The 22,116-nt window shown below is 71.7% G+C and carries 12 protein-coding genes; 10 read left to right on the top strand and 2 right to left on the bottom strand.

From position 1 onward, the window contains the following. Positions 1 to 59 precede the first annotated feature (59 nt). The 5 genes from CD790_RS34400 (at position 60) to CD790_RS04415 (ending at position 7,718) form a co-directional block, all read left to right on the top strand. Positions 60 to 230 (top strand): hypothetical protein, encoded by a 171-nt coding sequence (locus CD790_RS34400; protein ID WP_186318859.1) that lies wholly within the window; start codon positions 60 to 62, stop codon positions 228 to 230. Between the two features lie 89 nt (positions 231 to 319). Next, complete coding sequence (locus tag CD790_RS04430; protein WP_313956473.1) at positions 320 to 730, top strand: VOC family protein; 411 nt, start codon at positions 320 to 322, stop codon at positions 728 to 730. 852 nt (positions 731 to 1,582) lie between these two features. Continuing rightward, positions 1,583 to 3,868: a M4 family metallopeptidase gene (locus CD790_RS04425; RefSeq protein WP_144381610.1), complete on the top strand. Its 2,286-nt coding sequence runs from the start codon at positions 1,583 to 1,585 to the stop codon at positions 3,866 to 3,868. A 305-nt stretch (positions 3,869 to 4,173) separates the two neighbouring features. Then, complete coding sequence (locus CD790_RS04420; RefSeq protein WP_399216921.1) at positions 4,174 to 5,784, top strand: M4 family metallopeptidase; 1,611 nt, start codon at positions 4,174 to 4,176, stop codon at positions 5,782 to 5,784. Between the two features lie 260 nt (positions 5,785 to 6,044). Continuing rightward, positions 6,045 to 7,718 carry a M4 family metallopeptidase gene (locus tag CD790_RS04415; RefSeq protein WP_260867309.1) on the top strand — a complete coding sequence of 558 codons (1,674 nt, stop codon included), beginning with the start codon at positions 6,045 to 6,047 and terminating at the stop codon, positions 7,716 to 7,718. A gap of 156 nt (positions 7,719 to 7,874) precedes the next feature. On the opposite strand, the gene glgP is transcribed toward CD790_RS04415, so the two are convergent. Then, positions 7,875 to 10,553, bottom strand: a complete 2,679-nt coding sequence (glgP, locus tag CD790_RS04410) for an alpha-glucan family phosphorylase (protein ID WP_144381609.1) — start codon at positions 10,551 to 10,553, stop codon at positions 7,875 to 7,877. Positions 10,554 to 10,987: 434 nt separating this feature from the next. Between glgP and CD790_RS04405 the strand changes: the two genes are divergently transcribed. The 5 genes from CD790_RS04405 to CD790_RS04385 all read left to right on the top strand — a co-directional run bounded on the left by CD790_RS04405 (position 10,988) and on the right by CD790_RS04385 (position 20,443). After that, on the top strand, positions 10,988 to 13,159 hold the full coding sequence (locus tag CD790_RS04405) for an alpha-1,4-glucan--maltose-1-phosphate maltosyltransferase (protein ID WP_144381608.1): 2,172 nt from the start codon (positions 10,988 to 10,990) through the stop codon (positions 13,157 to 13,159). Continuing rightward, complete coding sequence (gene treS, locus CD790_RS04400; RefSeq protein ID WP_144381607.1) at positions 13,156 to 14,847, top strand: maltose alpha-D-glucosyltransferase; 1,692 nt, start codon at positions 13,156 to 13,158, stop codon at positions 14,845 to 14,847. The genes CD790_RS04405 and treS overlap by 4 nt, the downstream gene beginning before the upstream one ends. 431 nt (positions 14,848 to 15,278) lie before the next feature. Then, a complete protein-coding gene (locus CD790_RS04395) occupies positions 15,279 to 16,844 on the top strand; it encodes a maltokinase N-terminal cap-like domain-containing protein (RefSeq protein WP_144381606.1) in 1,566 nt (521 codons plus the stop codon). A gap of 408 nt (positions 16,845 to 17,252) precedes the next feature. Next, positions 17,253 to 19,445 (top strand): 1,4-alpha-glucan branching enzyme, encoded by a 2,193-nt coding sequence (gene glgB, locus CD790_RS04390; protein ID WP_260867348.1) that lies wholly within the window; start codon positions 17,253 to 17,255, stop codon positions 19,443 to 19,445. Between the two features lie 221 nt (positions 19,446 to 19,666). Then, the gene (locus tag CD790_RS04385; protein ID WP_144381605.1) at positions 19,667 to 20,443 is read left to right on the top strand and encodes a class I SAM-dependent methyltransferase; all 777 of its coding nucleotides are present in this window, start codon (positions 19,667 to 19,669) and stop codon (positions 20,441 to 20,443) included. A gap of 160 nt (positions 20,444 to 20,603) precedes the next feature. Here CD790_RS04385 and CD790_RS04380 read toward each other — a convergent pair whose 3' ends face one another. Further along, complete coding sequence (locus CD790_RS04380) at positions 20,604 to 22,070, bottom strand: cation:dicarboxylate symporter family transporter (protein ID WP_186318858.1); 1,467 nt, start codon at positions 22,068 to 22,070, stop codon at positions 20,604 to 20,606. Between the last annotated feature and the right edge of the window lie 46 nt (positions 22,071 to 22,116).

Here is a 22,116-nt window from a genome sequence, read left to right as displayed (position 1 = left end):
ATGGGTATGCCCGGGCTAACTTTACGTCCGTCGCAAGTTTTAACGAAGGGAACCACCGTATGCAGCACTCCAGCAGCGACCTCTCCGCCACCGTCGCGGCGTTCCTCGCCGGCCAGGGCGGCGGAACGGGCCCACTGCGGCCCGCACCCCGTCGCCGCCGGGAGTTCACGCAGCCGACCCGCCTGAGGAACGCGGCGCCGCGGACCCACCTCCCCCGCCGGACGCCCTGACGACGGTCGCCGCGGCCGTCACCCGTCACGGCGGACCGCGCCACCCGAGCAAGCCCCGCACGAGCACCGCACCGCACGCACCGCACCGCATCGAGGAGCCAGCCATCAACATCACCACCTCCACCGTCTGCCTGACCGTCGACGACGTGGCCGCCTCGCGCGACTTCTTCATCACGCACTTCGGCTACGCCGAGGCCATGGCGGCGGACGGATTCGTCTCGCTCACCCACCCGGACGGCGGCGTCAGCCTCGCCATCCACCGGCGCGGCCTCCCCGTCCTCCCCGACGACCTGCGCGAGCAGGTCAGCCGGGGGGTCATCGTCGCCTTCACCGTGACCGGCCTCGAGGCCCACCAGGACCGACTGCGCGCCGCCGGGGTCCCGATCACCCTGCCGCTGCGCGAAGAGCCCTGGGGCGAGCGCCTGTTCATGGTCGCCGACCCCAACGGCGTCCCGGTCGAGCTCGTCGAGTGGGCCACACCCCCGGCCGGCGACGCGTAGCCGTCCCGCGAGGGCGTCATCACCCTCCCTGCCCGACGGGCCCCCGACTCCGGCCGTGCGCCGGAGTCGGGGGCCCGTCGGCCTGCCCGCCCGCCGACCTCTCCGCCCGTCGACCGTCGGCGGCGCGCCGAGGACGCGCGGTCGTGAACCGGCCACCCGTACCGGCGCGTCGCGCGGTCGGCGCGCCGGCGACCGACTCCCGAGAGCGGGCGCATCGGGTGCGAAAGCAGCGCGCACGTCCCTCCGCCGACCCATGGCCCGGGGATGCGCCAGCGGTCGTCGGGACCACGGTCGCCCCATGTGTCGTCGAGCGGCTCTGCCGTGAACTCCCATGGAAGCCATGCCGTTCGACCCAGGTCAGAAGCTTGAGCGACTGCGACCGGGTCCGGCCGAGGGGAGTCGGGAGGCGCGCGCCTCGCGCCGCGACAGGCCGTCCGGCCTCCGCGGCACGGCGGACCGGCAGGGGTCGGGACCGGTGGCGAGCGGTTCCCGCGGGTCGCCGAGGGGAGCGCCGGGGCTCGGTCGGTTGGGAGATGGCCGAAATCGTCATGGCCCCCATCGCGGGGAGCGCTCCACACCGCTCCATCCATCCGTTATACGGACACTGTTCTTTCGTCAACGGACAGTTTCCGGCCAACTTCTTGTCGCGCTCCTGACATATGCACGTCCACGGTGGGACTCTTCCCTCTGCCGACCCCCGCAGCCGTTTCCCCCTCGCTTCACCCGCTGCGCCCCGTCGGCCAGGTCTCCCCCCACACGCACCACGTTCTTCCTCGCTCTCCCCGGCCGGCGTCCCAGCCGACCGGTTGATCCGGACCGCGTCCCACCGCGGCCACCGCAGAAGGAGTCAGCGTGAGACCCACCCCCCATCGGCGCGCCGCCGCGACCGGCGCTCTCGTCGCCGTGACGGCGATGCTCACCGTCGGCCTCCAGTCCACCTCCGCCACCGCACGCCCCGACGACGCGAACCCGGTCGCCGGCATCGCGGCGACCAAACCCGACCCCGGCGCGCTGCCGGTGAAGTTGTCCCCCTCCCAGCGTGCGGAGCTGATACGGGAGGCCAACGCCACCAAGGCCGCGACGGCCAAGGAGCTCGGCCTGGGCGCCAAGGAGAAGCTGGTCGTCCGCGACGTCTCCCAGGACGTGGACGGCTCCACGCACACCCGCTACGAGCGCACCTACGCGGGGCTGCCGGTGCTCGGCGGCGACCTGGTCGTCGACGAGACCAGGAGCGGAAAGGTCGAGTCGGTCGCCAAGGCGACCAAGGCGCGGGTGCGGGTCGCGTCGCTCACCCCGACCGTCAAGCCGGCCGCCGCCTCGCAGGCCGCGGTGAAGTCCGCCAGGGCGCAGGGGTCGAAGGCGACCGCCGCCGAGCGGGCGCCGCGCAAGGTGATCTGGGCCGCCTCCGGCAAGCCGGTGCTGGCCTGGGAGACCGTCGTCGGCGGCCTCCAGCACGACGGCACGCCCAACGAGCTGCACGTCATCACCGACGCCAAGACCGGCAAGAAGCTGTTCGAGTTCCAGGGCGTCAAGGAGGGCACCGGAAACACCCAGTACAGCGGGCAGGTGACGCTGGGCACCCAGCAGTCCGGCTCCACGTACACGCTGACCGACACCGCCCGCGGCAACCACAAGACGTACAACCTGAACCGCGGCACCTCGGGCACCGGCACCCTCTTCTCCGGTCCCGATGACATCTGGGGCAACGGTCAGCCCTCCAACGCGGAGACCGCGGGCGCCGACGCGCACTACGGCGCCGCGCTGACCTGGGACTACTACAAGAGCGTGCACGGCCGCTCGGGCATCCGGGGTGACGGCGTCGGGGCGTCCTCCCGGGTCCACTACGGCAACAACTACGTCAACGCGTTCTGGCAGGACAGCTGCTTCTGCATGACCTACGGCGACGGATCCGGCAACGCCAAGCCGCTGACCTCCATCGACGTGGCCGCGCACGAGATGTCCCACGGGGTCACGGCGGCCACCGCCAACCTCACCTACAGCGGCGAGTCCGGCGGCCTGAACGAGGCCACCTCCGACATCTTCGCCGCGGCCGTGGAGTTCTACGGCAACAACGCCCAGGACGTCGGCGACTACCTGGTCGGCGAGAAGATCGACATCAACGGCAACGGCACGCCGCTCCGTTACATGGACAAGCCCTCCAAGGACGGCCGGTCCAAGGACAGTTGGTACTCCGGCATCGGCTCCGTCGACGTGCACTACTCCTCCGGTGTCGCCAACCACTGGTTCTACCTGGCCTCCGAGGGCAGCGGCCAGAAGGTGATCAACGGCGTCAGCTACGACAGCCCCACCTACGACAACCTCCCGGTCACCGCGATCGGCAGGGTCAACGCCGAGAAGATCTGGTTCAAGGCGCTGAGCCAGCGCATGACCTCCAACACCAACTACGCCGGGGCGCGCGACGCGACGCTGTGGGCGGCCGGTGAGCTGTTCGGCGTCGGCAGCTCGACGTACAACAACGTGGCCAACGCCTGGGCGGCGGTCAACGTCGGCCAGCGGGTCGCGGACGCGGTGTCCATCACCCCGCCCGGCGACCAGACCACCATCGTCAACACCGCGGCCAACCTGCAGATCCGGGCCACCAGCACCAACCCGGGCGCACTGCGCTACGCGGCCACCGGGCTGCCCGCGGGCCTGTCGATCAACGCCTCGACCGGTCTGATCTCCGGCACCCCGACCGCCACCGGGACCAGCACCGTGTCGGTCACCGTGACCGACTCGGCCAACAAGTCGGCCACCGTCTCCTTCAAGTGGACCGTCAACACCGACGGCGGCGGCAGCGTCTTCGAGAACACCGCCGACGTGGCGATCCCGGACGCCGGCTCGGCCGTGACCTCGCCGATCAACGTCAGTCGGACCGGCAACGCCCCCTCCGCCCTCAAGGTGGACGTGGACATCGTCCACACCTACCGCGGTGACCTGGTCATCGACCTGGTGGCGCCGGACGGCACCTCCTACCGGCTGAAGAACTCCAGCGGCTCCGACTCGGCCGACAACGTGAAGGCCACCTACACGGTCGACGCCTCCTCCGAGGCCGCCAGCGGCACCTGGCTGTTGAAGGTCCAGGACGTCTACTCCCTGGACACCGGCTACATCAACAGCTGGAGGCTGACCTTCTAGACCGACCGGCCCGAGCTCGCCGAGCTCTCACCCCGACTCCGTGAACCAGGCGCCGCCCAAGGTGATCCCGACTCCCTTGGGCGGCGCCCGCGTTCACGCCGCGGCGCGCCCACGACCCGTCCGTAATGCGGAGGTTGGATGTCATCCAACGGACGGATTCCAGCCGACCTGGCGCCACACCCGTGACATGTACGCATCGCTTGTGACAGTCTGCCCACGCGCTTCACAACCGCACCTCTTGTTCCGGACCGGACGACACTTCCCCGTCGCCCGGCCCAACCCCCCCACAGCAACGAGGAGTTCGTGTGAGCAAGAAGTCCAACACGCACATATCACGTCGTACCAAGCGCCGGGTGGCTGCCGCCGCCGGCGCCGCCATCGCCACGGCGGCCCTGGTCGCCACCGGCATGACCACCGGCTCCGCCCAGGCCACCCAGACCGAGGCCGCGGCACCGCCGAAGACCACCGGCGCCCAGCCCCTCAAGCTCACCGCTTCGCTCCGCGCGGAGCTGCTGCGGGACGCCGACGCCACCAAGGCCGCCACCGCCCGGACACTGGGGCTCGGCGCCCAGGAGCGACTGGTCGTCAAGGACGTCGTCAAGGACGTCGACGGCACCCTGCACACCCGCTACAACCGCACCTACGAGGGCCTGCCGGTGCTCGGCGGCGACCTGGTCGTCCACGAGACGAAGAGCGGCAAGGTCACCGGGGTCACCAGGGCCACCCGCGCCACCATCAAGGTCGCCTCCACCAAGGCCGCCCTCGCCGCCCCGACCAAGGGGGCCCGCAAGGTGGTCTGGGCGGGCGGCGGCACCCCGGTGCTGGCCTACGAGACCGTCAAGCGAGGTGTGCAGAAGGACGGCACACCCAGCGAGCTGCACCTGATCACCGACGCCACGAGCGGCAAGAAGCTCTTCTCGTACCAGGCCATCGAGACCGGCAGCGGCACCAGCCAGTACAGCGGCAAGGTCGAGGTGGGCAGCAGCAAGGAGGGCGAGGGCTTCACGCTCAAGGACGGCGAGCGCGGCGGCCACCAGACCCTCGACCTCGACCACGGACAGAGCGGCGAGGGCAAGCCGCTCACCGACCCGGACGACGCCTGGGGCAACGGCAAGCCCGACGACCCGCAGACGGCCGCCGTCGACGCCGCCTACGGAGCCCAACTGACCTGGGACTACTACAAGAGCGTGCACGGCCGCTCCGGCATCAAGGGAGACGGCAAGGGCGCCTCGTCGCGGGTCCACTACGGCAGCGGCTACGTCAACGCCTTCTGGGACGACGGCTGTTTCTGCATGACCTACGGCGACGGCGAGGGCGACAAGAAGCCGCTCACCTCGATCGACGTGGCGGCGCACGAGATGACCCACGGCGTCACCTCGGCGACCGCGGGCCTGGAGTACAGCGGCGAGTCGGGCGGTCTGAACGAGGCCACCTCCGACATCTTCGCCGCCGCCGTGGAGTTCGGGGCCGGCAACTCCGAGGACGCGGGCGACTACCTGGTCGGCGAGAAGGTCGACATCCGCGGCGACGGGAGCCCGCTGCGCCACATGGACAAGCCCTCGAAGGACGGCAAGTCCAAGGACGACTGGTACGACGGCGTCGGCAACGAGGACGTGCACTACTCCTCGGGCGTGGCCAACCACTTCTTCTATCTGCTGTCAGAAGGCAGCGGCAAGAAGGAGATCAACGGGGTGAGTTACGACTCGCCGACCGCTGACGGCAAGGCAGTAAGCGGCATCGGTCGCGACAAGGCGGAAAAGATCTGGTACAAGGCGCTGACCACCTACATGACCTCGACCACGGACTATCACGCCGCCCGCGAGGCGACGCTGAAGGCCGCGAGCGACCTGTACGGCGCCGACAGCGCCGAGTACAAGGGTGTGGACAGCGCCTGGGCGGGAGTGAACGTCCGCTGATTCGCCGGCGGACGGAACGTTTCTGACCAGCCGTGAGAAACCGACCGGTGCCCGGAATGTAACACTCCGGGCACCGGTCGTATTGTTATATGGATTTGAGATCCTCTTTACCGGACATCTTCCTGCCAATCGCCTATTTCGCCCGTGACATGAACGCGCGATTGATGGCAATCTCTCCATTCATGCGGCGCTCGCCGCGTCTTTGTTCGGTTGGGGGGCGCCGACGCCTGCCCATCCCCCACAGCTAACGGGAGACACGCGTGCCTTCACGTTCCTCCATATCCCGCAGAAACCGCCGCACCGCCGTCGTCGCCGGCGCGGCAACCGTGACCGCGGCCCTGCTGGCCGCGGGCATGACCACCGGTTCCGCGGGCGCGGCCACTCCCAAGACCGCTGAGGCGGGCGCCCAGTCCGTCAAGCTCTCCCCCTCCGTCCGCGCCGAGCTGCTGCGCGACGCCAACGCCACCAAGGCCGCCACCGCCAAGTCGATCGGCCTGAGCGGCAAGGAGCAGTTGGTCGTCCGCGACGTCGTCAAGGACGCCGACGGCACCACGCACACCCGTTACGAGCGCACCTACGAGGGTCTGCCCGTCATCGGCGGCGACCTCGTCATCGAGGAGTCGCCGGAGGGCGACACCCAGGACGTCGTCAAGGCCACCGAGGCCGACATCAAGGTCGCCGACACCAAGGCGTCCATCGCCCCGGCCGGCGCCGAGAAGAAGGCCCTGGGCATCGCCAAGGCCGCGGGCGGCACCAAGGCCGAGACCGACAACGCCCCGCGCAAGGTGGTCTTCGCCGCCACCGGCAAGCCGGTCCTGGCGTACGAGACCGTGATCGGCGGCTTCCAGGAGGACGGCACGCCCTCCCGGCTGCACGTCTTCACCAACGCCGACACCGGTGCGAAGCTGGCCGAGTACCAGGACATCAAGACCGGTTCCGGCCACAGCCAGTACAGCGGCGACGTCAAGCTCGGCACCTCGAAGAGCGGCAGCCGTTACACGCTGACCGACAAGGCCCGTGGCGGTCACGTCACGTACAACCTGAAGAACGGCGGCAGCGAGGAGAACCCGAACCCGCCGAAGTGGCGTTACTACGACGCCGACGACAAGTGGGGCAACGGCAAGCCGTCCAACGCCCAGACCGCCGCCGTCGACGCCGCCTACGGTGCCGGCGTGACCTGGGACTACTACAAGAACGTCCTGGGCCGTAAGGGCATCCGCAACAACGGCAAGGCCGCCTACAGCCGGGTCCACTTCGGCCAGAACTACGTCAACGCGTTCTGGGACGACAGCTGCTTCTGCATGACCTACGGCGACGGCGAGGGCAACAAGAAGCCGCTGACCCAGCTGGACGTCGCCGGTCACGAGATGAGCCACGGCCTCACCTCCGCCACCGCCAACCTCAACTACTGGGGCGAGGCCGGCGGTCTGAACGAGGCCACCTCGGACATCTTCGGCACGGCCGTCGAGTGGTACGCCAAGAACGGCAAGGACAAGGGCGACTACCTCATCGGCGAGAAGATCGACATCTTCGGCAACGGCGCCCCGCTGCGGTACATGGACAAGCCCTCCAAGGACGGCTACTCCTACGACTACTGGAACCGCAACATCGGCCAGGACGACCCGCACTTCACCTCGGGCCCGGCCAACCACTTCTTCTACCTGCTCTCCGAGGGCAGCGGGAAGAAGGTCATCAACGGCGTCGAGTACAACAGCCCGACGAAGGACGGCAAGAAGGTCACCGGCATCGGCCGCGCCAAGGCGGAGAAGATCTGGTACAAGGCGCTGACCTCGTACATGACCTCCACCACCAACTACAAGCAGGCGCGTGACGCCACGCTGAAGGCCGCGCGTGCGCTGTACGGCCACAACAGCACCGAGTACAAGGGCGTCAACGCCGCGTGGGCCGGTGTCAACGTCAAGCACCAGGGCTGAGTAGCCCCCTCCGCGCGAGCGGTCCCCCATGACCGGGTGGTGCCCGGGGCTGCCCAGCCGCCCCCGGCACCGCCCACCCAACGACCGGGGCTCCTGGCATCCGCCAGGAGCCCCGTTCCGTGTACCCGGCCCCCGGCCCCCCGGTCGGCCGTCGGCTCAGCGCATCAGCATCCCGGCCGCCTCGCCGCTGTCCGCGAAGGGCTCGGCGACCAGGCCCAGCTCCGCCGGTTCGGCCAGCAGCCGGTGCGCCGGCAGCACCCGCACCGTGTAGCCGAAGGGCCCGGTGCGGTCCAGGGCCAGCGGACCCTCGTACAGCCAGCGGCCGTCCGTGTCGGGGCCCGCGGTCGGCTTCAGCGGCACCCGCTGGGCATCGCTGATCCGGTCGTCGTCGCCCACCCGCCCGGCGACCACCTGCACCTCCACATCGCCCGGGTCCAGCCCGCCGAGCCCGACCCGGACCCGCAACGGGAGCGTGGCCCCCAGCTCCGCCGCGCCCTCGGCGGCGGGGTCCGCGCTGACCGCCGCGGACCAGCCGGCCTCCACATGGTCCACCGCCACCCGCGGCCACGCCTCGCGCACCCGCTCCTTCCAGGCCGCGAACGCCCGCGCAGCGGACAGGTCCAGCGCCCGGTGGGCGTGGGCCGCCGGAGTGTAGAGGCGCTCCACGTACTCCCGCACCATGCGGCCGGCCAGCACCTTGGGGCCGAGGGTGGCGAGGGTGCGGCGCACCATGTCGATCCAGCGCTCCGGCAGGCCCTGGGCGCCGCGGTCGTAGAAGCGCGGCGCCACCCGCTCGGCCAGCAGCTCGTACAGCGCCGCCGCCTCCAGGTCGTCGCGGCGGTGCTCGTCGGTGCCGCTTCCGTCGGCGGTGGGGATGGCCCAGCCGAAGTCGGGTTCGTACCACTCGTCCCACCAGCCGTCCAGCACCGACAGGTTCAGACAGCCGTTGAGCGCGGCCTTCATCCCGGAGGTGCCGCACGCCTCCAGCGGCCGCAGCGGGTTGTTCAGCCACACGTCGCAGCCGGGGTAGAGCTTCTGGGCCAGCCCCATGCCGTAGTCCGGGAGGAAGACGATCCGGTGCCGCACCCGCGGGTCGTCGGCGAACCGCACCAGCTCCTGGATGAGCCGCTTTCCGCCGTCGTCGGCCGGGTGCGCCTTCCCCGCCACGACCAGCTGCACCGGGCGCTCGGGGTGCAGCAGCAGCTCCAGCAGCCGGTCCCGGTCCCGCAGGATCAGGGTGAGCCGCTTGTACGAGGGGACCCGGCGGGCGAAGCCGATGGTGAGCACGTCCGGATCCAGCACCTGCTCGACCCAGCCGAGTTCGGCGGTGCCGGCGCCGCGCTGCCGCCAGGACGCGTACAGCCGCCGGCGCACCTCCACCACCAGCTGCTCCCGGAGCGAGCGGCGCAGCTCCCAGATCTCGGCGTCCGGAATGCCGGCCACCGAGTCCCAGCGGTCCCGGTCGCCGGCCGCCGGGTCGCCCACGGACAGCGCGTCCTCGGTGCGGGCCGCCCCGACCTGCCGGGCGCCCAGCCGCAGCACCTCCGGCGCCACCCAGCTGGGCGCGTGCACCCCGTTGGTGACCGAGGTGATCGGCACCTCCTCCGGGTCGAAGCCCGGCCAGAGCCCGGCGAACATCTCCCGGCTGACCCGGCCGTGCAGGGTGGAGACCCCGTTGGCGCGCTGGGCCAGCCGCAGCCCCATCACGGCCATGTTGAAGAGGTTGGGCTCACCCCCGGGGTAGGTCTCCATGCCCAGCGCCAGCACCCGCTCGACCTCGATGCCGGGCAGCTCGCCGTCGTCGCCGAAGTGCCGGGCGACCAGTTCCCGGTCGAAGCGGTCGATGCCGGCGGCGACGGGGGTGTGGGTGGTGAAGACGGTCCCGGCGCGCACCGCCGCCAGGGCGGCGTCGAAGTCGGCTCCATCGGTGATCAGTTCGCGAATGCGCTCCAGGCCGAGGAAGCCGGCGTGGCCCTCGTTGGTGTGGAACGCCTCGGGCTCGGCGTGGCCGGTCAACCGGCAGTACGCGCGCACCGCGCGCACCCCGCCGATGCCCAGCAGCATCTCCTGCTGGAGCCGGTGCTCACTGCCGCCGCCGTAGAGCCGGTCGGTGACACCGCGCTCGGCGGGCTCGTTCTCCTCCACGTCGGAGTCCAACAGCAGCAGCGGCACCCGGCCGACCTGGGCCTGCCAGATGTGCGCCCGCAGCAGTCGGCCGCCGGGCAGCGCCAGCCGCACCTCGGCCGGGCGCCCGTCGGGCTCGCGCAGCGGCGACAGCGGCAGCTCGTGCGGGTCCAGCACCGGATAGTGCTCCTGCTGCCAGCCCTCGCGGTCCAGGGACTGCCGGAAGTAGCCGTGGCGGTAGAGCAGTCCGACGCCGATGAGCGGGACGCCCAGGTCGCTGGCGGCCTTGAGGTGGTCGCCGGCCAGGATGCCCAGGCCGCCGGAGTACTGCGGCAGCGCGGCGGTGATGCCGAACTCCGGCGAGAAGTAGGCGATGGCGGCGGGCAGTTCCCGGGCCGGAGCCGCGCCGCACGCCCGGCTCTGGTACCAGCGGGGTCCGGTGAGGTAGTCGTGCAGATCGTCGGCGGCGGCGGTGAGTCTGCGGAGGAAGCGGCGGTCGGCCGCGAGGGCGGCCAGCCGCGGGACGGACACCGTGCCCAGCAGTCGCACCGGGTCGCCGCCGGTGGCCTGCCAGCCCTCGGGGTCGACGGCCTCGAACAGCTCACGGGTCTCGGGGTGCCAGGACCAGCGCAGATTGCGCGCGAGGTCGCTGAGCGGTCGTAGGGGTTCCGGAAGGACGGGACGCACGCTGAATCGACGAATGGCCTTCACGCTTCGACGGTAGCGGTGCACCACATACCGATTGAGGCGTTTCGCCCGTCCCGGCCCCCTCTTTTTGGGTGGCCGGTGCGGTGGGTGGGTGGGTGCGGGCGGTGGGTGGGTGCGGGCGGTGGGTGGGGGCGGCCCGGTCCGTCCCGGGGCCGAGGGGCGCGCGGCGGCCGTCGACAGTCGCTCGAAGCGCCCGGAAGCGAACCAAGCCTCAGAAAGGGACGGCAAAAGAGGTACGCGCCCCGGATTGTCCCCCCGCGCCTCGTGGAAGGCTTCCCCAACACCCCCCATGGCCTCACGCCATCCGCCCACCAGAGTGAACGCGGACAGGAGCAGTCATGCCCGCAGCCCGTCGCCCGACAGTGGAGCAGTTACAGCAGTTACAAAGGACGGACACCTCCACCGCCCACCAGCCCGCGACCGCGCCAGGTGATCCTATGATCGGACGCATCCCCGTACTGGACATCCGCCCGCTCATCGACTGCGGCCGACGCCCCGCCAAGGCGGTGGTCGATGAGACCTTCCAGGTCAGCGCCACGGTCTTCCGGGAGGGTCATGACGCGGTGGGCGCCAACGTGGTGCTTCGCGACCCGGCCGGGCGGTCCGGTCCCTGGACCCCGATGCGTGAACTGGCAGCGGGCAGCGACCGCTGGGGAGCCGACGTCACCCCGGACGTCGAGGGCCACTGGACCTACACCGTCGAGGCGTGGAGCCATCCGATCGCCACCTGGCGGCACCAGGCGGGCATCAAGATCCCGGCTGGGCTGGACACCGATCTGGTGCTGGCGGAGGGCGCCCGGTTGCACGAGCGCGCCGCCGCCGGAGTGCCCAAGAGCGAGGGGCGGGAGGCGGTGCTGCGCGCCGTCGACGGGCTGCGCGACACGCACCGGCCGGTGGCCGACCGGCTGGCGGCCGCCCTCGCTCCCGAGGTGGTCGGCGCCCTGGAGCTGCATCCGCTGCGCGAGCTGGTCACCGCCTCACGCGCGCTCCCGCTGCGCGTCGAGCGGGAGCGCGCGCTGTACGGGGCGTGGTACGAGTTCTTCCCGCGCTCGGAGGGGGTGCGCCTCGTCTCCGGGGACACGGCCGGAGCGGGTGCGTCCGCCGGCGGCGGGGAGTCCAGAGCGCCGCTGGGCGCGAACCCGGGCGCGGCGGTCGGGGCGGATGCCGAGGTCCCGTACGCCGTGGGGCCGGACGGCGGGCACGGCGCACCGGGCCACGGGGCGCCCCGGGCCGGCGACGGGCGGCCGCATCTGGTCGGCGGCACGCTGCGGACCGCCGCCGAGCGGCTGCCGGCGATCGCCGCGATGGGCTTCGACGTGGTCTACCTCCCGCCCATCCACCCCATCGGCACCGCCTACCGCAAGGGCCCCAACAACACGTTGTCCGCGGGGCCTTACGACGTCGGTTCGCCCTGGGCCATCGGCTCCGCCGACGGCGGGCACGACGCAGTCCATCCGGAGCTGGGCACCCTGGAGGACTTCGACCACTTCGTGGCGCGGGCGCGGGAGCTGCGCATGGAGGTGGCGCTGGACTTCGCCCTGCAGTGTTCGCCCGACCATCCGTGGGTCGGCAAGCATCCGGAGTGGTTCCACCACCGGGCCGACGGCAGCATCGCCTACGCGGAGAACCCTCCGAAGAAGTACCAGGACATCTATCCGATCGCCTTCGACGAGGACTTCCGCGGCATCGTGCAGGAGTCGGAGCGGGTGCTGCGGCACTGGATGGACCACGGGGTGCGCGTCTTCCGGGTCGACAACCCGCACACCAAGCCCGTCGCCTTCTGGGAGAAGGTGATCGCGGACATCAACCGGACCGACCCCGACGTGATCTTCCTCGCGGAGGCGTTCACCCGGCCCGCGATGATGCACACCCTGGGCGCGATCGGCTTCCAGCAGTCGTACACGTACTTCACCTGGCGCAACGAGAAGCGGGAGCTGACCGAGTACCTGACGGAGCTGTCCGGGGACGCCGCCGCCTTTATGCGGCCCAACCTCTTCGTGAACACCCCCGACATCCTGCACGCCTACCTCCAGCACGGCGGCCGTCCGGCCTTCGAGGTGCGCGCGGTGCTGGCCGCCACCCTCTCCCCCACCTGGGGCGTCTACTCGGGGTACGAGCTGTGCGAGAACACCCCGGTGCGGCACGGCAGCGAGGAGTATCTGGACTCGGAGAAGTACCAGCTGCGACCGCGCGACTGGGCCGCGGCCGAGCGCGAGGGGCGAACGATCGCGCCGCTGATCACGGCGCTCAACCGACTGCGGCGGCGCCACCCCGCGCTGCGTCAGCTACGTAATCTGCGCTTCCACCAGGCGGACAACGACGCCGTCATCGTCTACTCCAAGCGCACCCCGGCGCCCCGCGAGGACTGCGTGTTGACCGTGGTCAACCTGGACCCCCACCACACCCAGGAAGCCACGGTCTCGTTGGACATGGCGGAACTCGGCCTCGACTGGCATGAGTCCGTACCGGTGCGCGACGAGCTCACCGGCGAGACCTACCACTGGGGCAGGGACAACTATGTGCGCCTTGAGCCGGGCCGATCGATGGCGCCCGCGCATGTGCTGTCCCTGCGACCGTCCTCACCGATCGGAGGGTCACCCACACCATGATCGTCAATGAGCCCGTCCAGGACACCTTCGAGGACACTCCCGCCAAGGACCGGGATCCCGAATGGTTCAAACGCGCCGTCTTCTACGAGGTGCTGGTGCGTTCGTTCCAGGACAGCAACGGCGACGGCATCGGCGACCTCAAAGGTCTGACGGCCAAGCTCGACTACCTGCAATGGCTGGGCGTCGACTGCCTGTGGCTGCCCCCGTTCTTCGCCTCCCCGCTGCGCGACGGCGGCTACGACGTGTCCGACTACACCGCCGTGCTCCCGGAGTTCGGGGACCTCGCCGACTTCGTGGAGTTCGTCGACGCCGCACACCACCGCGGCATGCGCGTCATCATCGACTTCGTCATGAACCACACCAGCGACCAGCACCCGTGGTTCCAGGAGTCCCGCTCCGACCCCGAGGGGCCGTACGGCGACTACTACGTCTGGGCCGACGACGACAAGCAGTACCAGGACGCGCGGATCATCTTCGTCGACACCGAGCAGTCCAACTGGACCTTCGACCCGGTACGCAAGCAGTACTACTGGCACCGCTTCTTCTCGCACCAGCCGGACCTCAACTTCGAGAACCCGGCCGTCCAGGAGGAGGTGATGGCCGCCCTGCGCTTCTGGCTGGACCTCGGGATCGACGGATTCCGGCTGGACGCCGTCCCGTATCTGTACGCGCAGGAGGGCACCAACTGCGAGAACCTGCCGCGGACGCACGAGCTGCTGAAGCGGGTCCGCGCGGAGATCGACGCCCACTACCCCGACACCGTGCTGCTGGCCGAGGCCAACCAGTGGCCCGAGGACGTCGTCGACTACTTCGGCGACTACACCAAGGGCGGCGACGAGTGCCACATGGCCTTCCACTTCCCGGTCATGCCGCGCATCTTCATGGCGGTCCGGAGGGAATCCCGCTACCCGGTCTCGGAGATCCTCGCCAAGACCCCGGCCATCCCCGCCGGCTGCCAGTGGGGCATCTTCCTGCGCAACCACGACGAGCTGACGCTGGAGATGGTCACCGACGAAGAGCGCGACTACATGTACGCGGAGTACGCGAAGGATCCGCGGATGCGCGCCAACATCGGTATCCGCCGCCGACTGGCCCCGCTGCTGGACAACGACCGCAACCAGATCGAGCTGTTCACCGCGCTGCTGCTCTCCCTGCCCGGCTCGCCGATCCTCTACTACGGCGACGAGATCGGCATGGGCGACAACATCTGGCTGGGCGACCGGGACGCGGTCCGCACCCCCATGCAGTGGACCCCGGACCGCAACGCGGGCTTCTCCTCCTGCGACCCGGGGCGGCTGTATCTGCCGACCATCATGGACCCGGTCTACGGCTACCAGGTCACCAATGTCGAGGCGGCCATGAGCAGCCCGTCCTCGCTGCTCCACTGGACCCGGCGGATGATCGAGATCCGTAAGCAGAACCCGGCCTTCGGTCTGGGGTCCTTCACCGAGCTGCCGTCCAGCAACCCGGCCGTCCTCGCGTTCCTGCGCGAGTGCAAGGACGACCTGGTGCTGTGCGTGAACAACTTCTCGCGCTTCGCCCAGCCCACCGAGCTGGACCTGCGCGCCTTCAGCGGCCGCAACCCGGTCGAGCTGATCGGCGGCGTCCGTTTCCCGGCCATCGGTGAACTCCCGTACCTGCTGACCCTCGGCGGTCACGGCTTCTACTGGTTCCGCCTTCGCCGCTAGCGCGGCACGCTTTCGCGATACGGCGCCCCGTTCCGCCGCCCATCCCCCGCGGACCCCTGCGGGGCGCACACCGTCGGGAGACCCCCGCCCGCGCGGGAACGGCGCGCCCCTCCCGCCGTCGCGACGCGCGACCCCCCACCGGGCCCCCCGCCGGTCCGGCACGCGGCTACGGCGCATCGGCGGGCGTCTCGCCCGGCCGCTCGACCGCCGTTCACTCTCGCGGCGGACACCAGGGCCCCGGCCGTGGGGCGGGACGTTAGGGCGGCGCCGCACGGGGCAGCCTCCCTACGTCGCGCGCGGCGCCGAGCACTCGGCACGCGTCGCCGTACGGACGATCCTCGCCCGACACGTCCCGCACGTCGCACAGCCATTGCCGCAATCCGGGACACTTTGCCCTATCTGTCGTGTGCCCGGGGAAAGGACGCGACGCCATGCCGGAAGCTCCCTTCGCCCGGAGGACACCGCACGCATCGGCGGGTGTGCCACACGCCGCCGGCGCGCCGGGCGCCCGCGCCCCGGGCGGACTGCTCCCCTCGCTCGCGCCGCTGCTGGCGCGGTGGCTGCCCCGGCAGCGGTGGTTCGCCGGAAAGGGGCGCCCGATCACCGGCTTCGCGCTCGTCTCGGCGGCCGAGCTGCTGCCCTGCGCGGCCGGCGGGGCCACCCCCGGCCTGCTGCACCTCCTGGTCCGGGCCGAGCAGCCCGGCACCCCGGCGGGCGGCCCGGGCGCCGACTGCTACCAGATCCTGCTGGGCGTGCGCTCCACCCTCCCGCCGCTGCTCGCGCCCGCGCTGGTGGGGCGGCCGGCCGGCGGGCCGCTGGACGGGCAGACGGTCTACGAGGCGCTGTACGACCCGCGGCTCGCCACCCTGCTGCTGGAGCGGCTGCGGGTGCCGGGCCGGCTCGGCCCGCTCCGCTTCGCCCGCGAGCCGGCCACCTCCATGCCCTCGGTGCTCACCCCGCGACTGATCACGGCCGAGCAGTCCAACTCCTCGGTGGTCTACGGGGAGGCGTACATCCTCAAGATCTTTCGCCGGGTGAGCCCGGGGGTCAACCCGGACCTGGAGCTGCCGCTGGCCCTGGCCCGCACCGGCTGCGCCCGCGTGCCCTCGCCCACCGCCTGGTTCGAGACCGTCCCGGCCGGCGCCGACAGCGCGCCCTTCACCCTCGGCGTCCTCCAGCCGTACCTCGCCGGCTCCACCGACGGCTGGCAGCTGGCGCTGCGCGCGCTGGCCCGGCACGCCGACTTCGCGCCCGCGGCGCACGCGCTGGGCCGGGCCACCGCCGAGGTGCACCTGGCGATGGCGCAGGCGCTGCCCACGGTCATACTGCGCCGCCCGCAGATCGACACGCTGGTGGCCGCCATGACCGAGCGGCTCAACGCGGCCGCGTCCGCCGTGCCCGCCCTGCACCCCTACCGTGCCGCGCTGCGCGCCGCCTTCGACGACCTGGCGGCGCTGGGCCGCGCGGGGCACTGCTGGGCGGCCCAGCGCATCCACGGGGACCTGCACCTGGGCCAGGTGCTGCGGGCGGCGGACGACGGGCCGTGGTCGCTGATCGACTTCGAGGGCGAGCCCAGCCGCCCGCTCGCCGAACGCCGCCGCCCGCAGCCCGCCGTGCGGGACGTCGCCGGCATGCTGCGGTCCTTCGACTACGCCGCCGCGGTCGCCAGCCGTACCCGCGCGACCGAGCACGGCGGGGGTGCCACCGCCCCGCGGACCGGGCCGCGGGCGGGCGGCGGGACCGGGGAGCCGGGCGGACGCGGCGACGCGCCGGCCGCGGAGTGGGCACTGCGCACCCGCGCGGCGTTCTGCGCGGGCTACGCCCAGGCGTCCGGCGCCGACCCCCGCGACGCGCCCGAGCTGCTGCGCGCGTACGAGACCGACAAGGCGATCTACGAGGTGCTCTACGAGGCCCGGCACCGCCCCGACTGGCTCTCCGTCCCGATGTCCGCCATCCGCCGCCTGGCCGGCGTCCCCCGGACCGCGCGCGGCACCTGACCACCCCGCACCCACCTCGTCACCCGGCTGGCGGCGCCGCCGCTCGCCGCCCAAGGAGGACCTTCCGTGACCGCTCGACCGCCGTCCCCCAGCGACCCGTCCGACCAGGTCCCGCCCCAGCCCCCCGTGCTGCCCCCGCTGGCGGGGCCGTCCGGGGGGCCCGCGTCCCCCGCCGGCGTCCCGGCGACGTTCCTCCCCGACCGCCCGGAGGCGGCCGGGCCGAGCGGGGCGGGCCGTGGTCGGTCCTCGTACGACGCCCCGCCGACACCCCGGGCGCAGCGGTCCGCGGAGCCCGGGGCGCGGCGGGAGGACGCGGCGACGACCGACGTGCGCCGGGCGGTGACCGGGCGGCCGCCGCGGCCCGGCGAGGCCGCGGCCGAGCCGGCGCCCGCCGACGGCAGCCAGGGGGTGCGGCCGGCGCCGCCGCTGGACGCCGGGGAGCGGGAGCGGCTGCTGGCCGGCGCGCACCACGACCCGCACGCCGTGCTGGGCGCGCACCTGGTGGGCGGCGGGGTCTGCTTCCGGGTGCTGCGCCCGTTCGCCCGGTCGGTCGTGATCAGCGCCAAGGGGCTGCGGGCGCGGCTGCGCTCGGAGGGCGACGGGCTGTTCTCCGGGGTGCTGCCGCTGCGCGAGATCCCCGACTACCGGCTGCTGGTGGCGTACGACGGCGACGAACTGGAGCTCCAGGACCCGTACCGCTTCCTGCCCGCCCTGGGCGAGCTGGACCTGCATCTGATCGGCGAGGGCCGGCACGAGCGGCTGTGGCAGGCGCTGGGGGCGCACCCCATGACGCACCAGCAGGTCACCGGGGTGCGCTTCACCGTCTGGGCACCGAACGCGCGTGGTGTGCGGGTGGTGGGCGACTTCAGCTACTGGGACGGCACCGCCTTCCCGATGCGGTCGCTGGGGCGCTGCGGGGTCTGGGAGCTGTTCCTCCCGGGGGTGGCCGAGGGGGCGCTGTACAAGTTCGAGATCGTCCGCCCCGACGGGAGCCGTACGCTGCGCGCCGACCCGATGGCGCGGCGCACCGAGTGCCCGCCGGCGACCGCCTCGGTGGTGCACACCTCGTACCACCGCTGGCGCGACGAGGAGTGGATGGCGCGCCGGGCCGGGTTCCGACCGCACGATTCGCCCTTCTCGGTCTACGAGGTGCACCTGCCCTCCTGGCGGCCGGGGCTGACCTACCGCCAGCTGGCCGAGCAGCTGCCCGGCTATGTGAAGGACCTCGGCTTCACCCATGTGGAGTTCCTGCCGGTGGCCGAGCACCCGTTCGGCGGCTCCTGGGGTTACCAGGTCACGGGCTTCTACGCGCCGACCGCCCGGCTGGGCACGCCCGACGACTTCAAGTACCTCGTGGACGCGCTGCACCGGGCGGACATCGGGGTGCTGATCGACTGGGTGCCCGCGCACTTCCCCCGGGACGACTGGGCGCTGGCCGCGTTCGACGGCACGGCGCTGTACGAGCACGCCGACCCGCGCCGCGCCGCGCACCCCGACTGGGGGACCCTGGTCTTCGACTACGGCCGCACCGAGGTGCGGAACTTCCTGGTCGCGAACGCGGTCTACTGGTGCGAGGAGTTCCACATCGACGGGCTGCGGGTGGACGCGGTCGCCTCGATGCTCTATCTGGACTACTCGCGCGAGGCGGGCGAGTGGACGCCGAACGAGCACGGTGGCCGCGAGGACCTGGACGCCGTCTCCTTCCTCCAGGAGATGAACGCCACGGTCTACCGGCGCTGCCCGGGCGTGGTGACCATCGCCGAGGAGTCCACGGCCTGGGACGGGGTGACCCGGGCCACCCACCACGTCGGCGCCAGTGGCTTCGGCGGCCTCGGCTTCGGGCTGAAGTGGAACATGGGCTGGATGCACGACTCGCTCGACTACATGACCCACGAGCCGGTGCACCGCAAGTACCACCACCACGAGATGACCTTCTCGATGGTCTACGCGTACAGCGAGAACTACGTGCTGCCGATCTCGCACGACGAGGTGGTGCACGGCAAGCGGGCCCTGGTCTCCAAGATGCCCGGGGACTGGTGGCAGCGACGCGCGAACCACCGCGCCTACCTGGGCTTCATGTGGGCCCACCCGGGCAAGCAACTGCTCTTCATGGGGCAGGAGTTCGCGCAGGGCGCCGAGTGGTCCGAGAGCCACGGCCCCGACTGGTGGCTGCTGGACCCCTCGTACTCCGCGGAGCCGGACCACCGGGGCGTGCGCGACCTGGTCCGCGAGCTCAACCACCGCTACCTGGGCGAACCCGCGCTCTGGCAGCGGGACATCGTCCCCGAGGGCTTCCGCTGGATCGACGGCGACGCAGCCGACGACAACGTCTTCGCGTTCCTCCGCTTCGCCGCCGACGGCTCCCCGCTGATCGCCATCAGCAACTTCTCCCCCGTGGTGCGCCACGAGTACCGCATCGGCGTCCCCGACGGGTTCCCGCTCTGGCGCGAGGTCCTCAACACCGACAGTCCCCGCTTCGGCGGCAGCGGCGTCGGCAACCCCGACCCCCTCAAGACGGACCCCACCCCCTGGCACGGCCGCCACAGCAGCATCCTGCCGGTGCTGCCGCCGCTGGCCACGGTGTGGCTGAAGCCGGTCTGACCACGCCCGTGTCCGAGCTCGCGCGGTCGGACGGGCTGGGGCGCGCGCACGCGGTCGTGCCGTCGGCGCCCCTCGGGGCGGGTCCCGGGCGCCGGTGACCTGGATGGCACCGCCTGGGTGGCCCGTTCCGGGGGACCGGCGCAGAGTGGATGGCTGTACGCCCCGCTCGGCCCGGACCGGCCCTGAGACCGAGGACCGCCACACGACCAAGGACCCTCACGATGACCACGACCCGCGCCGCCGACCGCGCCCGCCTCGGCCACAGGCTCCGCCACGCCTCCCGGCACCCCGACCGTGTCGTGCCGTATCTGCGCAGGCTCGGCCGTGACTGGAGGCTGCGGCTCACCACCCGTGACCATGTGGCCTACTACCGTGCGGTGATGAAGGCGGACACCGCCAGAAGCCCTTCCGCCGCGGTCGGCAGCGCGACCGAGGAGCGGTGGCTCGCGCTCGGCGAGATGCAGTTCGACTATCTGCTGCGGCACGGGCTCAGTCCGAAGGACCGGATGTTGGAGATCGGCTGCGGCAACCTGCGCGCGGGCTGGCGGTTCATCGACTATCTGCGCCCCGGGCACTACCACGGCGTCGACATATCCCCCGAGATCCTCTTCGCGGCGGCCGACACCGTCGCCGAGCGCGGCCTCCAGGCCAAGGTCCCCCACCTCACCCTCGTCCGCGATCTGCGGCTGTCCGCCCTGCCCGCCGGGTACTTCACCGTGGTGCACGCGCACAGCGTGTTCTCGCACTCCCCGATCGAGGTCGTCGACGAGTGCCTGCGCAACGTCGCGCGGGTCATGGCCCCGCGCGCCTTCTTCGACTTCACCTTCAACCGCACCGAGGGCGAGCACCACCACGTGCTGCGGGAGGACTTCTACTACCGGGCCGACACGCTGACCGAGCTCGCCGCCTCCCACGGCCTCTGGGCCCGTGTCATGGAGGACTGGGAGCGGCTGCCCCACAAGCAGTCCAAGATCCGCGTGCGCTGCGTCCGGAGGTGAGTGGTCTTCGGTGTCCGCGCGGGGAGAGACGCACGGCGGCCCTGCCTCGCCGATATGAGGCAGGGCCGCCGCGTTGCCCCGGGGGGAGGGGCGTCTGAGGAGGCGACCCGGGGCGTTCTGGGGGGACCGGAGTCGCGTCGCGGCTGTCGCCACGGGAGCGTCAGACGGTCGCCGGCTCCTTGGCCGTTCCGCCGTTCGCGCCGGCGCCCGCCGCGCCGTCGGTCCCGGCGGCGTCCGTGTCGGCCGCGTCCCGTGCCGACTCGGGGTCGGCCGGGACGCCGTGGCCGTCGTCCACCAGCGTCTTCTCGTCGAACGGCAGTCGGCCGGCCAGCACCTCGGCCATCCGCTCCTTGTCGATCTCCTTGGTCCAGGTGCCGACGAGGACGGTCGCCACGGCGTTCCCGGCGAAGTTGGTGAGGGCGCGCGCCTCGCTCATGAAGCGGTCGATGCCGACGATCAGCCCCACGCCGTCGACCAGCTCGGGGCGGTGCGACTGGAGGCCGCCGGCCAGCGTGGCCAGGCCCGCGCCGGTGACACCGGCCGCGCCCTTGGACGCGATGATCATGAAGAGCAGCAGCGAGATCTGCTGGCCGACGGAGAGCGGGTCGCCCATCGCCTCGGCGACGAAGAGCGAGGCCATCGTCAGGTAGATCGCGGTGCCGTCGAGGTTGAAGGAGTAGCCGGTGGGCACCGTGATGCCGACGACCGGCTTGCTGACGCCGGCGTGCTCCATCTTCGCGATCAGGCGCGGCAGCGCCGACTCCGACGAGGAGGTGGACAGGATCAGCAGGAACTCCCGCGCCAGGTACTTCAGCAGCAGGAACAGGTTCACCCCGGCGACCAGGCGAAGGATCGTGCCGAGGACGACCACCACGAAGAGCAGACAGGTGATGTAGAAGCCGATCATGATGACGGCCAGGGACTTCAGCGCGTCCACGCCCGTCTCGCCGACCACCGCCGCGATCGCGCCGAAGGCGCCCACCGGGGCCACCCACATGACCATGCCGAGCACCCGGAAGACCAGCCGCTGGATGTGGCCGATGCCGCGCAGCACCGGCTCCCCGGTCCGGCCCATCGCCTGCAGCGCGAAGCCGACGAGCAGCGCGACCAGCAGCGTCTGGAGCACCTCGCCCTCGGTGAAGGCGGAGACCAGCGTCTTGGGGATGATGCCGAGCAGGAAGTCGGCGGTGGACTCGTGGGCGCCGCTCGCCTGCGCCTCGCCGGCCTTGGCCGCCTCCTTGGTGAGGTGCAGCCCGCTGCCCGGCTCCAGGATGTTGCCGACGAGCAGACCGATCGCCAGGGCGACCGTGGACATCAGCAGGAAGTAGCCGAGCGCCAGACCGCCGACGGCGCCCACCTTCGCGGCCTTGCGGACCGACCCCACGCCGAGCACGATCGTGCAGAAGATGATCGGCGAGATCATCATCTTGATCAGATTGACGAAGCCGGCGCCGATCGGCTTGAGCTCCGCGGCCACGCCGGGCGCGGCGAAGCCCACCGCGATGCCGGCGACCACCGCGCCGATGACGGCGAGGTAGAGGTAGTGGGTGCGATCCCGTGGGGCGGTCTCCGGCTGTCTGGCTCCCGGTTCCTGTCCGGCGTCCCGGGGCGAGGTCTGCGTGGCCACGGCTGCCTCCTTCTGTACTGGCTCGTCCTGGCGGTGTACGTGTTCG

This window comes from Streptomyces sp. SAJ15, from assembly GCF_007595705.1.
Classification (GTDB): domain Bacteria; phylum Actinomycetota; class Actinomycetes; order Streptomycetales; family Streptomycetaceae; genus Streptomyces.
Note: the sequence above shows the minus strand (reverse complement) of the source record. Positions and strands in the feature narration are given on the sequence as shown.

Coding starts and splice junctions, on each gene's coding strand:
- CD790_RS34400 (WP_186318859.1), top strand. CDS start 60: ATGCAGCACTCCAGCAGCGACCTCTCCGCCACCGTCGCGGCGTTCCTC.
- CD790_RS04405 (WP_144381608.1), top strand. CDS start 10,988: ATGATCGGACGCATCCCCGTACTGGACATCCGCCCGCTCATCGACTGC.
- treS (WP_144381607.1), top strand. CDS start 13,156: ATGATCGTCAATGAGCCCGTCCAGGACACCTTCGAGGACACTCCCGCC.
- CD790_RS04395 (WP_144381606.1), top strand. CDS start 15,279: ATGCCGGAAGCTCCCTTCGCCCGGAGGACACCGCACGCATCGGCGGGT.
- CD790_RS04385 (WP_144381605.1), top strand. CDS start 19,667: ATGACCACGACCCGCGCCGCCGACCGCGCCCGCCTCGGCCACAGGCTC.